Here is a 14,546-nt window from a genome sequence, read left to right as displayed (position 1 = left end):
TCTACATGAGTATAATTAAAATTATTTTACCAATTCTCTTATATGAATTCTATTAAAGATAATTCAATTTAGTAATATTCTTAGTTTTTCAAATAGGTTTAATTTTCTATGAGTATATTTTACTATTTTTGCAGGGTTGCCTGTCACAACTGCATTATTAGGTATATCTTTTGTTACCACACTTCCTGCTCCTACAACTGCATTTGTACCAATAGTTACTCCACCTAGAATAATTGCTCCACTTGCAATCCAAGCACCTTTTTTTATATGTATTGGCTTTTCTGTAATATCTTGTTGTCTTTGTTCATTATAAACTTTATAATTATGAGCTCTTGCTAATATCTTAACACCATGCCCAAAAAAAACATAATCTTCTATTGTCACTTTACCAATAGAATCACCTGCATTAATTAAAGTATCAACTAAATATATATTTGAACCTAAAAAAATATTATGATGTCCTGTAAATACTCTAAATTTTTCTTCATAGTGTATATTTGAACCTTTATGTATGATTTTCTCAAAATCACTATTTATCATTTATTTTCTCCATTTTAGATAATTTAGGATATAGTTTACTCATACCTGTAAATATATTACCCTTAATACCTGCAATCTCAAAATCTGTAGCAAAATCTAACCAATGTAAACAATTGTCTAAATGATTTTCTCCAATAACTAAAGCTGCACTAATACTATATTTTCCAATTCCAATATTTAAATCAAGATTAAATTTTATTTTATAGGTTTCATTTTCTTGAAGATTATATTCAAAACCTTCATTCTTAGTGCTTGTTCCAAAAATATCTTGACCAAATTTATCTTTTATTAAAATACCAATATTTAAATTATTTATATTTTTGCGTGATTTAATTTCTAACTCAATTTCAGCATTTTCTCCAGAACTTATTATATTTGATTTGGAGTTCATTCCTGTTATTGTCACTTTTACAATTTCCACATCAAAAGTTCCAAAAGAGTCATTATCATTAATTATTATTTTTTCTTCATCATCATTTAACTTAGAAATTAAAAAATTATAACTGTTAATAACTTCTTCTGGTTCTCCTTCTTTAACTATTTCACCATGATTTAAAAGAATAACTCTATCACAAAGTAATTTTAGTGAGTTTAAATCATGGGATACATAAATAATACTCATATTTTGTTTTTTTCTATCTTTTAAAGCTTTTGTACATTTTGCTGAAAAATGAGCATCACCTACGGATAAAGCTTCATCTACTATTAAAACTTGTGGTTCAGAAAAAATTGCTATAGAAAAAGCTAATCTCATACGCATCCCTGAAGAATAAGTTTTTATGGGTTCAAAAATATAATCTCCCAATTCACTAAAATCTATAATCTGCTGTTTTTTATTTTTACAGTCTTCTTCTGTCATACCAATTAAAGTACCGTTTAAAAATATATTTTCATAACCAGTTAGTTCATCATTGAATCCAGTCCCTAATTCTAATAATGCTGTTACTCTACCATTTCTTATTATTTGACCTTTTGTAGGATTTATTACTCCTGCTATTATTTTTAAGATAGTAGATTTTCCTGCACCATTTACTCCTACTATTCCTAGTGTTTCACCTTCTAAAAGTTCAAAAGAAATATTCTTATTAGAAATAAACTCTTTATGATATTTTTTATTAAAAAAGATTTCTTTTAATCTATCATAGTTTGATTTATAAATTCTATATATTTTTGTTATATTCTTTACTTGTAATATACTATTAGCCATCAGATAATATCCTTTATAGTACTAATCATTTTTTTATACAAATACATTGCTAATAAAAGAAATAAAAATGACATACTACTAATTATTAATATTTTATCAATACTGGGTACTTTAGAAAAAAGGAAAATATCCTGATAAATAGAACTAAAATAAGAGAATGGATTATAAATTAATAAAAAAGGATATTTGTTTTCAATCATTTCTCTCATATAAATAATAGGAGTCATCCAAAACCATAATTGTAAGAAAATTGGAATAAATTCTCTAATATCTTTAAAAAAAGGACTAAATAAAGAAAAAATAACCCCTAAAGAAAAAGAAAATATCATTTGTAAAATCATGATAGGAATAAGAAGTAAAAAAACAAAAGTTATTTTATGTCCTATTATAAGTAAAAAGCCTAAAGCTAATAAAAAAGATATGAAAAAAATAAATAATTCTGTCAATAAGATACTTACATGAAATATATACATAGGAATATTTATTTTCTTAATTAAATTTGCTTTATCGAAGAAGGAATTATTTAACCTTGAGATAGTAGTACTAAAGCTAGTCCAAGCTAGTAAACCAGGAACTAAATATATACTATATGCATATTTACTATCAACAATATCTAGTTTCATTTTCATAAAATCTGAGAATATTACAGTATAAATAAAAATCATAATTAAAGGAGATAAAATATACCAAAATTGACCTAGACCCGTACCTACATATCTTTCTTGAAAGTCTCTTTTTGCAAAACTCAACATTAATTTTATTTTATGCTTCATTATTCTTCGTCACCTTTAAAGATTTTGTAATTAGTTGTTTGGTACTTTCTTCCCAATCTATATATTTAAATTTATTTAAGTCTTTATTAAAATTATTTTCTTTTATTATTTTAATTAAAGTTTCTTTCTTTGCTAAATCAAAATAAGTTACATAACTATGCCCTACTTCTCTATGTATGGGTATATCAGAAGCTAAAACTTGTAAATTATAATGAAGACTTTCTATAATAGGTAAGCCAAAACCTTCTGCATAAGAAGCAAATATCATTGCTTTTGAATTCTTATAGGCATAAATAAGAGCATTGTCATCAATATGGTTAAAAAGAAAAAGTCTTTTATCTAATTCTTTATGGTTTTTAATACGTTTTAGAAGTTTATCTATTTTCCAGCCTAATCTACCTATGATAACATAAGTAACATCTATACCAGAATCCCATAATTTTTCAAAAACGTCTAAAAGATATTCATGATTTTTTCTTGGTTCTAAAGTACTTATCGTTATATAAGTCTTATCTTTAATAAAAATATTTTTATATTTAGCATCTAAAGTATTTGGAGTATATTGAATATCTTTGAAATCTACTCCTAGTAGAAAATGGTCAAAAAATTTCTTATTTATATCTTTATAATTATTTTGCATAAATGACACTAACTCTTTTTCAACAGTCTTTGAAATAGAAATAAAAGCATCTGCTAAAGGATATATTTTATTAAGCCATAAAGAATAAGCCCTTGATAAATCATCACTACAATATCTACTATGAGTTATAGGAATAATATCATAAACAATACTTATTAAAAAAACTTTTTTCTGTTTTAATTCCTCTAATAATTTAAAATTACTATCTAACCAAGTTGCATCTAATAATATTAAGATATCCTTATCCTTGAAGAATACTTTTTTATTATTTTTAGGTTTCTTCAAGTAATTAAAAGCAATTAAATCATAACTTCTATTTAAATATGTAGTTAAAGAAGGTGAATATAATATTTTTTTAAAAAAAGGAATAATAGAAATTATATTTCTTATTTTTACATAAAGTTTTTTTAAATAATTTTTTATGTTGATTTTCTTCTTTGTATATGAAACTACGGGTAGTTCATTTATTTCTATATACTTGTCATTATATAAAATAACAGGAACAATATTTATACTTGTATCATTTATAAATGATGATTTTTTAACAATATTTCTTACAACACGTTGGATTCCAGTATTTAAGCCACTATAATATGTATGAGTACAATCTATATATATTTTCTGCATTATTATTGTTTTTATTTTCTTTCAAAATCATCATCAAGTCTTATAATATCATCTTCGCCTGTATATTCTCCAACTTGTGCTTCTATAAGAACAACAGGGATTTTACCTTCATTTGCCAATCTATGAACTTCTCCCATTTTGATATAAGTTGATTCATTTGGTCTTATATATTTTGTTTCATTACCTACTGTTACCGTTGCTGTTCCACTTACTACAATCCAATGTTCATTTCTATGAAAATGTTTTTGTAAAGATAGTCTAGAACCTGGTTTTACTTCTATTCTTTTTATTTTATAATTTGCATTATCTTCTAAAACAGTATAAGTTCCCCAAGGTCTATGAGCTGTTAGATGTATATTGTGAAGTTCACTATCAAGTTTTTTTAACTCATTTACTACTGTTTTTACTTTTTGGGAACTTCCTTTTTTTGAAATAAGTAAGGCATCTCCTGTATCTACAACTATTAAGTCATTTACATCTATAGTTGCTATTTTTCTTTCATTTCCATAGATTAAATTATTTTTAGAATCACATGAGATATGATTTTCATTTACTGTGTTAGCATTTTCATCTTTTGGTAATTCTTCATAAAGGGAATCAAAACTTCCTAAGTCTGACCATTCAATATCTGAAGGAATTACTTTTACTTTTGAACTTTTTTCCATTACTGCATAATCAATACTATCTTCTGGAATTTTTTCCATATCTTCATGTTTTATTCTTATCATTGAGTCACATTTTGCATTTTTAAAAGCATTAAGAGAAGTTTCATATATAATTGGAGAGTATTTTTTTAATTCTTCTAAAAATACTCCTGCTTTAAAACAGAACATTCCACTATTCCAATAATAATTACCAGCTGTTAAATATTTATTTGCAGTTTCTTCATCTGGTTTTTCATGGAAAGCTTTCACATCTAAACCATTTGCTTCAATATATCCAAAACCAGTTTCTGCAAAAGTAGGTGTTATTCCAAAAGTAACTAAAGAATCTTTTGCTGCTAACGCTTTTGCTTGATGTACCACTTTTTCATATTCTTTATAGTTTTTTATTAAATGGTCACTAGGGGTTACTAAAACAAGTTCATCATACTCCAATGCAAAACAAGCAAGTGCTATTGCAGGAGCTGTATTTCTTCCAATTGGTTCTAAAAGATAGTTATTGTTTTCTTGTTCTAATTCTTCAAGCTGATCTAATGCTAGGAAATATTGTTCTGAATTTGAAACAATGAACTGTTTATCACAAAAACTTTTGTTTCTTTGTACCGTTAGTTGAAATAAGGATTTATCAGAAAAGAGTTTTACAAATTGTTTAGGCATAAGTGTTCTACTTATAGGCCAAAGTCTTGTACCACTACCTCCACATAAAATAATATTTGTCATTTATCACCTTTTTTAATAGCTATATATTATAGGATTTTTATTATTTGATAGATTATAAATTATATCTAATAAAAGTAATATTCTCTTTTAAATGAAAGGGTCTTTTTTTACAATTTTACCTATTTTGTTTCTTCTTCAATTTTATGCTCGATAAAATTTGTAATTGCATCTTTGATATTTTCTAACTTGTTTGGGTTTCCTTGAAGTCTATCAAAGTGTTTTGAGATATCTTCATTTTCTTTTATTTTTAATTCTGCTACTTTTTCACAAATATCTAAAAAAACAGAATAAGGTACATCATCTCCTCTTTTTAGAAAATGAATTGCTCTTTGTAAAGATACAAAAGGGTTGACACTTACTTTTGAAAGGTTATTTACTTTTGTATTAATATAAGTAATAAACTCTGTTTGAATTTTACAATCAAGAATAGTAAGAAGTCTTTTTTTTGTATTATAAACACACTCAAAAGCTACTTTTGTAGAATCAAAGTCAAAACCTTCAACAAGTTCTTCTAAGGTAGCATTTTTAAACTTTTCTCTGAAAACTAATTGATAAATATCATTTTTATATCTATAGGTATATGAATTGTTTTCATACTCAAAGTAGTCTTTGTTTAAAGAGTTATTTATAAGTTCTCTATCTTCACTTACTGGAAAAATCATATCAAGGTCTCTAAAAACATCTGATTTGATACATGAACCTGCAAGGTAGAATTTTATTTCTTTTTTGGAAACTTGTTCTACCATAAGTCTTTGAAAAAATTCATTTAATTTTAATACAATATTATCAAGTCGATAATCAAAGGCTAATGCTTGTTCGTAAGAAAGTAGTTCTTGGTAGTTTTTCCAAAAATCGTAAATCAATGTTAATCCTATAAAAAATGTTGTTATATATTAAATATTTTAACAAATACAGACTTTATAGTAGTTCAATTTCAAAGTAAAATAAAATTTTTTTCTATTTCATTTTTAAGAAGTTCATCTTTTGTATTTTAATTAACTAAATCTACTTTAAAAGAAAAATCATTTCTTAGCAAATATACTCACCTTTTTGTTCTAGTTTTTAATTATTCAATTGTTTAAATCTTTTATAGATAATAATTTATATTCTATTTCATAGTTTTTATAATTTTGTAACAATTTTTGAGATTTGACAACTAGATTATTATAATTTAGTTTTTTTTCATTTAACTTTACTTCACATATCAAAAGTTTTTTTTCTATCTCATCTATTGCGACAATATCTATTTCATTTTGATTATTTCTTTCCCAATATGAACCTATTTTTGTGTATAGTTGCTGTTCTTTTAACTGTTCTACAAAAAGTTTCTCTAGAAACTTTCCTTTGAAAGTGGAAATATCTCTATATATAATCTCTTTTAACCTAGTAAAATTTTCTGCTTCTATAAGAGACTGATACTTAAAAATAAATCTAAACCAAAAAGACAAAAAGTTATCGATTATTTCATATTTTTGGATTTTTGCATTTGGTTTTGCATTTATAGGTTTAATTGAGCGTATAATATTATAATCATGTTCAAGTCTTGCAAGATGACCTGATATATTTCTTTCTAAAATTGATTCTATCTCACTTCTTGAAGTTTTTGAATCAGATATAAGAGAGAGTATCGAAAAATAGGTTCCATACTCTTTTCCAAACTCTTCAATTAATCTGTTTTTACCTTCTTGTAAAAATATAGAATTTGGTTCAATAATAGTATTTATAATTGAGTCTAAATCAAAACTTTTATTTAGAACAAAAAGCTCAATATATTTTGCAATTCCACCTGAAAATAGATAGAAATCTAATAAGTTTTTATTTGAATAGGCATTATAATCTTCTAAAATTGTTTTTAAAACAGATATTTTTAAAGGTTTTAAATCTATTTTAAAATCACATCGACCAAAGAGAGGTTCTTTATTATCTTCATAGATTTTTTTCATCAAAAAATATACTGAACCACAAGCTATGAAATGAATTTTTGTAGTTTTTTTGTTTATATCCCATAATTTTTGAATAGAAGAATAAATTGATTCATTTATTTTCAAAAACTCTTGGAACTCATCTATAATAAGGGTAAATGATGTTGTTTTTGCAAGTTCAAGTAAATATTCAAAGACTTCTTCAAATCTTGATAATTTTCCAAAGATTTTAACCTCTAGTTTAGCTATGATTTCTTCTACAAACTCTTCACAAAGTAATTGTTCACTTTTTTTTGATACAAAGAAATATAATACTTGTTCTTTTGAGTATTTTTGTAAAGCAAGTGTAGTTTTCCCTACTCGTCTTCTACCAATAAGCATTGTCATAATAGAATGCTGATATTTGAGAATATCTGCTTTTTTCAAAATCTCTAATTCTTTTTCTCTATTATAAAATTTCATTATGATAACCTTTATTATGATAACCTAGGTTATTATAGTAAGTTAATACTTAAAAATTGTTTTTATTTTAGTTCAATTTTTTCTAGGACATCTTCTGCTGTGATTAGCTTCATACAATTGTGATGTTTCAAAGGACAGGTTCTTTTCATACAAGGGGCACAATCCAAATTTTTTGTGATTATATTTTCATTTGGATTATTCCATTGATTTGTTTCTTTAAATCTTGTAGGTCCAAAAATAGCTGCTGTTTTTACTTTATATGCTGCTGCAACATGCATAGGTCCTGAATCATTTGTAATAAATAAACTTAAACCTGCTATTTTTTCTATTAACTCAGGGATTGTTGTTTTCCCTGCTAGGTTTTGGTAGTTGGTGATATTATTTTCAATAAGTTCATTTTCTATATCTTTTGCAATATCTGTTTCAGCTGGTCCTCCAAAAATAACAATATCATATTTTGAGGCAAGTTTTATTGCAAGTTTAGCAAACTCTTTTGGATACCATCTTTTTGCACTTCCATAGGTTGCTCCAGGGTTTATTCCTAAAGTTGGTTTTGGATATTTAAAGGGTGTAAAATATAGTTTTAAATCCCCTGCTTTATTTTGTAAGTTTAGTACATGGTTTACAAAGTCATTATATCTTAGGACTTGATGGATTTCTTTTTTTTCTAGTCTTTTATAGTTGAATTTCTTTTTTGCATTTATAAAAAACATCATAAGTTTTGAAGAAAAACTTCTTCTAAAGGAGATTGCTAAATCTACTTTTCCTATTTGTTTGGCTAATTTATATAGATTTATATATCGGTTACCTTGTTTTTTTGTATTGTCAACTAATACTTTTTCTATATTTTTAAAGTTTCCTAAGGCTTGGGTTGAAACAAAAGAACCCAAAAGTGTTATCTTTGCATCAGGATATGTTTTTATAATATTTTCTATTGCAGGTGTTGTCATAATTGCATCACCTAACCAAGTTGGTATTTCTATAAATATTTTCATATATTAATCTTTTTATAGTATATTGCATAAGGGAACCTTTTTGACAATAGTCTATATATATTTTTAAATATTTTATTATGAATTCCTGCATATAACCATAAAGATTCTATATCAGAGATAATTGTATCTCTAAAATAATTACCTAAACCTTTATTTTGTTTTTCATAAAATTCTTCTGCTATTTTTAAATCAATAACAACATCATCTAATAAAATTATATCTTTTATATTCATTTATTTTTTAGTTCTTCTATTGAAATATAATTTGCTTTTTCATCTTCTATTTTTTTTATTCTTTCTTCTAAAATATCATTATGCCAAGAAGGAGATTCTATATTAAAATCTTCCTTTTCTAAGCTTTCCCAAATATCATTTATCAAAATTAATTTTTCTTTTGTATTAAGATCTTTTATTTCAGCTATACCCATGATATCTCCTTACTTTTAATTTATTTTATCATTCTTTATCTTTATTTAAAACTTCTTTGAATGTATAAAATTGTGGTAGTTTTTTTATTTTACCATCTCTATTATCTACAAGTCCATATCCTGGTGCTATTAACTGATGCCAATAAACTTTTTGAACTTTTTTACTTTGTTTTGCTATTTGTATATATTCTTTCATATATTTACAATATTTTTCATTGCTTATACACTCTTTTTCACTTGTTGGAGCATAAGGTGCTGTATTTGATAAAGGCCAATTCACTTCTGTAATATAGATTTCATCACTTGTTTTAGATGATAGTTTAGCTAAAGTATAAAGTAAATTTATTTTATTTTTTGTATCAAAAATACCATATTGAGTATTACTTGGGGCTCCTCTTCTATCTACATAAAGCAAAGCACTTAATTTATCATATTTGATATTGTGAAAATTAAACATTGCTCTGATGTTATAATAATATTCAAAGTCAATGATACTTGGACCTAATAACTTTAAATTTTTATATTTATCATCTCTTAAATCTTGAGCTACTTTATAAAACTCTAAATACTCTTTTACGGCGAAGAAGCCCCATTTTGCTCTATTTATTGTAGTTCCTATTTGGTATTCACTTGCAATATTTTGAAACTTTTTAAAAATAAGGTTTAAATCTTTTTTTAGTAAATGGTGACTTTCAATATGAGTTCTATCTTGCATAATATTTAGTAAAATATTTTTAGGAGAATTTTCATTAAAACTTTCTGCAAAAGTCACATAAGAGTCTATGTTTTTCATATCCCAAAGGGGTATTCTTATTATTAAATTTTTAACTCCTAATTCTTCTACTAGTTTTTGTTGAGTATTTTCTTTATCATCTTTATCAAGGTTTACACCTAAACCTAAGAAGTCTTTATTTGAAAGTTCTTGCTTTCCTTTGAAAAATTTCATAAAAATAAGGGCAAAGGGTAAAACTAAAATAGAAGAGAAAAGCATTTTAAATAAATCAAATAAATACTTTTTTCTCATTTCTCTTTTATAGGTTTTATCTTTTATTATTTGTGGCTGGTCAGAGTATTTATCCCAAAAAAAAGGTTCTTTATTCATGTATTAACTCATATAGTCTTTTTTCTATTTCTTTATATGTTTGTCTATCATAATCATAAGAAAGCATAAAATTATTTTGATTTTCTTCATCACTTATAGTTGCCCATCTTTTTGAACTTGCAAATAAAGAGTCTCCAAAAAAAGAAAGTGTTTTTGTATTGCTTGCTCCTGCAAGGTGCATTGGTCCAGTAGAAGTACTTACAAATAAATAACATGAAGCTAAGAAGGTAGTAAATTCGTATAAGGAACCTTTTGAGTCATAAATTGTTGCTTTAAAGTTTATATTTTTTGAAATATATTCTTTTGAAATATTATCATCAGGTCCAAAACTAAAAATAATTTCATATTCACTTTGACTTATACTTCTTGCAAGGTTTATATAGTCATCAAGGCTTAGATTACCATCACTACTTCCACCAAAGCCAGGATGAAATACTATTTTCTTTTCTTTTCTTGTCTGAATATTTAAAAGTGGTTTTCTAAATTTTAGTCTAATATCTGGAAAGAGTTTTTTTGCTAAATCAAGATTATACTGCCATTCAGTTTTCTCTACTTTACTTCTTCTTTGTTTTACTCTTTTATTAAAAAAAAGTTGTGCTATTTTTGTTGCAGGGGCAACTCTTTTTTTAATACCACTTTTAAAAAGAAGTTTTCCTAAAGTAGTATCTATATAAGCACTAATACTAGCGTCAAATTTTTTTTCTTTGATTTGTTTTAAAGTATTATCTAAGTTGTCTTTATCAAAAAGAATTACATCATCTATAAACTCGATATGTGAAGCAAAATCAAAATTTATTTTTGATACAAGTGCTGTAACTTTTGTATCTGGATATTGTTCTTTTATAGCTTTAAAAAGAGGAAGAGTAACTACAAAGTCCCCTATTTTATCATGTCTTGTAATTAATAAATTCATTTTTTCAACTCTTTGTTTGCTTCATATAGCTTCATATATTTATAAAAGTTTGTTACCATATGAGAATAGGCAATTATTAAACCCACATAACCATCAAGAAAACCTCTTTTTAAAATATATGTTCTAAAAAAAGAATACATTCCATTAAAAAAAGCCTTTGTTGGAGAAGAGTTTTTTTTACCAGCATTATTTTTTGCAAAAAGTGAGGAATAGTGGTCTGCTTTTATTATGAACTGGGAAATAGTATGATAACTGTAGTGTTCTACATTTCCTTTTAAAACTTCCATTTGAAGATTTTGAGTTATGATATCTTCATGGACATCATTGCTATTGTATTTTGTAATAGTTTTATTATAAAGTCTTTTTATTTTTTGATTATTCCAACCACAATATTTGACTTGAATGTCTTTATAAAAGGCTTTAAAGTTTAGTTTATAGACTATATTTTTATCTAAAGTTTTTGTTTTTAAAGTTGTAAAAAGTTCTAAATCAACTACCTCATCACTATCAATTATCAAAATCCAATCATTTTTGGCAAAACTTGCTGCTTGATTTTTTGTCCAACCAAAACCTTTGAACTGTCCTTGCACCAAATTTACATTTGAGAAACTTTTTGCAATTTCTATTGTTTTGTCAGTTGAACCATTGTCATAAACAACAACATCAGAAAAACCTTTAAGACTTTCTAAGGTTTTCTTTATTGTATTTTCATTGTTTTTTGCTAAAACTACTACACTAATATTCATATTTTTCCTAAAATGATTTTATTAAGGCTTTAAATTTATATTTTAATATTTTTGGAAATTTAAAAATTTCATCTGCTGTTTTTAAGCCATCTGCATTTACTCTATAGTTTATTCCTTTTATTCCAGAAAAATCTTTATGAATAGCATTTCCTATTCTAAAAGAGTATTTATATACCTTATGAGTTTGTTGGGCTATTTCTTTATTAAATTTTCCAAAAGGATAAACAAAAGTTTCTACTTTGATATTTAGTTTATCTTCTAATATTTTTTTTGATAGGTTCAATTCTTGGTCTAAATCAATATTTTCTTCTAAAAGATTTGTATGAGTATGAGAATGAGAAACTATTTGAACTAAGTTACTAGCAATCATCTCTTTCATTTCTTCAAAGGTACAAAAAGTTCCTTTTTCATAGTTTTTAAATTCATCATTGTGTTCAAAACTCATTCTTAAACTTGTATCATTTTCGCAAGAATTCAAAATATATTTTGTAGGAACAGCTAATAAGGCTTTTACTTTATACTTTTTTAAAATAGGAAAGATAAGATAATAAAAATCCACATAAGCATCATCAAAAATTAAACAAGCGTAATTTCCTTTTAATTTTTCATCAGTAGGAAAGGTTGTTTTAAAATTTTCAGATATATATTTTATATGCTTTTCAAATATTTCCAAATCATTGCTACATCTATCACTGTTTACATGATGATACATTAAATTAATCAACAACTTTCTATTCCTTTGTATTTAAAACTTTCCAAGAACCTTCTTTTCTCCCACCAACTCTTTTAAGCCTACCTTCACTTTGAAGCTTTGCTATATGTTGTTTTATAGCACTTGAAGAAACACCTATTTTTTCAGCTAAACTTTCTCTTGTCATTTTATCATTTATTTCAAGAATTTCTAATATTTGTTCTTTTGTACTCTTTTGGTCAGTCTTTTGGTCAGTCTTTTGGTCAGTCTTTTGGTCAGCTTTAAAAAAAGTTGTAACTAATGCTGTCCACTCATATTCAAACTTTGGTTTTGGTAAATCATAATCTAAACATTGTTTTATAATATTATTTGTTCCTCTACCCCAGTTTTCTATATATCCACATTTATAAAATATATTTGCCATTGTAGGATTAAAAGGTTTAGATTGGTGTGGTTTATCAAATTTGTCTATAGGAACTTCTGTACTTAAAGTTGCTCCATTATACATAATAAGTTTATTTTCAAAAACTTTTATTTGTAAATTTGAAGTATTTGTATAGTCCCTATGAATAAGAGCATTTATCACTGCTTCTCTTAATGCTTCAAAAGGATATTCTAATCTTTCTCTTCTATGCATTCCTTCATATGAGATATAAGCTTTAAGATACTTTAATCTTAAAATATCCATAATCTTATCAACTTGATTTAGAAGATTTCCTTCAACTATATCACTACTTTGTATTTCTGTGTCGTTTAAAAACTTTCCTATTTTAGAATGAGATTGTATATAATATTTTTGTGGATTCTTAGCAAAAAGTAAAATAGCTGCTCTTTTTAAATAATTACCATCATAAAGATTTAATTTCCTTAATAGTTGTTCAATATTATCTTCTTTTTCAATATCAGGAACTCTATCTTTTGATAACTTTTTAAATTTTTCAATTGTTTCTAAATCTATTTCATCAAGAGTAAATTTTTCTTCAGGGATATCATCCCATGTTTTACCATACTTTTTTAATAAAAAATTTGTTAAATTACTTCCATTTAATTCTATTGTATTACTTCCACTTCTTAAATAAAATTTTCCATTATATGAAATTGGTGCATAGGTTTTTTTTATAACTATTTCTAAGTAGTTTTTTTTAGCTTGCTCTTTTAATATAATATCAACGATTATTCCTAATCGATTATTTATTTTATTTGGCAAAGTTTCAATTAACTTTTTACTATTTTCTATTCCAACTATATTTCCAAAGTCATCAAAACCTACATATAAAACTCCACCATCAGTATTTGCAAAGGCACAAACTGTTTTAAGATATTCATCCTTCCAGATTTGTTTAAATTCTGTAGTTTGAGACTCAATCAACAACTTTTTGACCTCTTAGTCTTTTTTTGAAGTTTTTTGCAGCTTTATTTGAGTTTGAAAACTTTAAAGCTAAATTTATACATTTTTCTTCATCTTGATTTATTAGCTTTGCATACTCTTTTGCAATTATTCTCAAGTCTTCATCTTTTGCCCAAAGTTTTGAAAAGTTTTTTAATCTTTCTTCTAATCTTAAAGTAGAAAATTTCATTCTATTTATATCTACTATTTTAAACTCATAATTATCATCATGCTTTTTTATTAAAATATTTCCAGGAGAGTAATCTTTATGAAAGATTTGAGCTTCATGTAAATCATAAGTAAATTTAGCAAAGGCTTTAAAAATATTCTCTTTATCTTCAAACTTTTCTTCTAAAAGTGGTTCACGAATTGTGAAATCATAGGCAAATCTTTCACTTATAAAATAACTTTGCGATAATAATCCTGAAGAATAAAACTCTACATAAGAGATTGCATTAGGCGTAAAGTTTCCTATTTTTATGGAATAATCATAAGATTTTTTTGCCTTTGAATCTTTAAAAAAAGTATAAACTATTCTGTTTAAAAAACTTGGTTTTTTAAAGGATTTAATTACTACATCTATATTGTTATGATTGATAATTTTTAATTCATTTCTAGCTTTGTGAATATTTTGATTTTTTTGCTTAAATTTATATTGGATATTTAATACTAGATTCTTAAAATCTTCGTATCCATTATTTATTTCATATTTATAATTCATTAATTTTCTTC

The 14,546-nt window shown here is 25.1% G+C and carries 16 protein-coding genes; all 16 read right to left on the bottom strand.

Annotated elements, in window-relative coordinates:
- Window positions 1–63: 63 nt before the first annotated feature.
- Window positions 64–540: an acyltransferase gene (locus CP965_RS14445; RefSeq protein ID WP_129062148.1), complete on the bottom strand. Its 477-nt coding sequence runs from the start codon at window positions 538–540 to the stop codon at window positions 64–66.
- Window positions 530–1,747, bottom strand: coding sequence for an ABC transporter ATP-binding protein (locus tag CP965_RS10970; RefSeq protein WP_129062147.1), 1,218 nt, complete (start codon window positions 1,745–1,747; stop codon window positions 530–532). Before CP965_RS10970 ends, CP965_RS14445 begins: the two co-directional genes overlap by 11 nt.
- The gene (locus tag CP965_RS10965; RefSeq protein WP_164971021.1) at window positions 1,747–2,520 is read right to left on the bottom strand and encodes an ABC transporter permease; all 774 of its coding nucleotides are present in this window, start codon (window positions 2,518–2,520) and stop codon (window positions 1,747–1,749) included. The genes CP965_RS10970 and CP965_RS10965 overlap by 1 nt, the downstream gene beginning before the upstream one ends.
- Entirely contained in the window at window positions 2,510–3,787 is a 1,278-nt protein-coding gene (locus tag CP965_RS10960) for a glycosyltransferase family 4 protein (RefSeq protein WP_129062146.1), read from the bottom strand. The genes CP965_RS10965 and CP965_RS10960 overlap by 11 nt, the downstream gene beginning before the upstream one ends.
- An 11-nt stretch (window positions 3,788–3,798) precedes the next feature.
- On the bottom strand, window positions 3,799–5,169 hold the full coding sequence (locus CP965_RS10955; protein ID WP_129062145.1) for a mannose-1-phosphate guanylyltransferase/mannose-6-phosphate isomerase: 1,371 nt from the start codon (window positions 5,167–5,169) through the stop codon (window positions 3,799–3,801).
- 119 nt (window positions 5,170–5,288) lie between these two features.
- Window positions 5,289–6,032 carry a hypothetical protein gene (locus tag CP965_RS10950; RefSeq protein WP_129062144.1) on the bottom strand — a complete coding sequence of 248 codons (744 nt, stop codon included), beginning with the start codon at window positions 6,030–6,032 and terminating at the stop codon, window positions 5,289–5,291.
- A gap of 207 nt (window positions 6,033–6,239) precedes the next feature.
- A complete protein-coding gene (locus CP965_RS10945; RefSeq protein ID WP_129062143.1) occupies window positions 6,240–7,553 on the bottom strand; it encodes an ATP-binding protein in 1,314 nt (437 codons plus the stop codon).
- 62 nt (window positions 7,554–7,615) lie between these two features.
- Window positions 7,616–8,548, bottom strand: a complete 933-nt coding sequence (locus CP965_RS10940) for a glycosyltransferase family 9 protein (RefSeq protein ID WP_129062142.1) — start codon at window positions 8,546–8,548, stop codon at window positions 7,616–7,618.
- On the bottom strand, window positions 8,545–8,781 hold the full coding sequence (locus tag CP965_RS10935) for a type II toxin-antitoxin system RelE/ParE family toxin (RefSeq protein WP_129062141.1): 237 nt from the start codon (window positions 8,779–8,781) through the stop codon (window positions 8,545–8,547). Before CP965_RS10935 ends, CP965_RS10940 begins: the two co-directional genes overlap by 4 nt.
- The gene (locus CP965_RS10930; protein WP_129062140.1) at window positions 8,778–8,975 is read right to left on the bottom strand and encodes an addiction module protein; all 198 of its coding nucleotides are present in this window, start codon (window positions 8,973–8,975) and stop codon (window positions 8,778–8,780) included. The genes CP965_RS10935 and CP965_RS10930 overlap by 4 nt, the downstream gene beginning before the upstream one ends.
- Window positions 8,976–9,003: 28 nt before the next feature.
- Entirely contained in the window at window positions 9,004–10,077 is a 1,074-nt protein-coding gene (locus tag CP965_RS10925) for a hypothetical protein (protein WP_129062139.1), read from the bottom strand.
- Window positions 10,070–10,990 (bottom strand): glycosyltransferase family 9 protein, encoded by a 921-nt coding sequence (locus CP965_RS10920; RefSeq protein WP_129062138.1) that lies wholly within the window; start codon window positions 10,988–10,990, stop codon window positions 10,070–10,072. The genes CP965_RS10925 and CP965_RS10920 overlap by 8 nt, the downstream gene beginning before the upstream one ends.
- On the bottom strand, window positions 10,987–11,736 hold the full coding sequence (locus CP965_RS10915) for a glycosyltransferase family 2 protein (RefSeq protein ID WP_129062137.1): 750 nt from the start codon (window positions 11,734–11,736) through the stop codon (window positions 10,987–10,989). The genes CP965_RS10920 and CP965_RS10915 overlap by 4 nt, the downstream gene beginning before the upstream one ends.
- A gap of 7 nt (window positions 11,737–11,743) precedes the next feature.
- On the bottom strand, window positions 11,744–12,463 hold the full coding sequence (locus CP965_RS10910) for a polysaccharide deacetylase family protein (protein WP_228712714.1): 720 nt from the start codon (window positions 12,461–12,463) through the stop codon (window positions 11,744–11,746).
- Between the two features lie 4 nt (window positions 12,464–12,467).
- The gene (locus tag CP965_RS10905; protein ID WP_129062136.1) at window positions 12,468–13,796 is read right to left on the bottom strand and encodes an RNA-binding domain-containing protein; all 1,329 of its coding nucleotides are present in this window, start codon (window positions 13,794–13,796) and stop codon (window positions 12,468–12,470) included.
- Window positions 13,789–14,535, bottom strand: coding sequence for a lipopolysaccharide kinase InaA family protein (locus tag CP965_RS10900; protein ID WP_129062135.1), 747 nt, complete (start codon window positions 14,533–14,535; stop codon window positions 13,789–13,791). The genes CP965_RS10905 and CP965_RS10900 overlap by 8 nt, the downstream gene beginning before the upstream one ends.
- Window positions 14,536–14,546: the final 11 nt, after the last annotated feature.

The sequence above is a fragment of the Halarcobacter mediterraneus genome (assembly GCF_004116625.1).
GTDB lineage: Bacteria > Campylobacterota > Campylobacteria > Campylobacterales > Arcobacteraceae > Halarcobacter > Halarcobacter mediterraneus.
The sequence above is the reverse complement of the archived record's forward strand: the minus strand, read 5'-3'. Positions and strand labels throughout refer to the sequence as shown.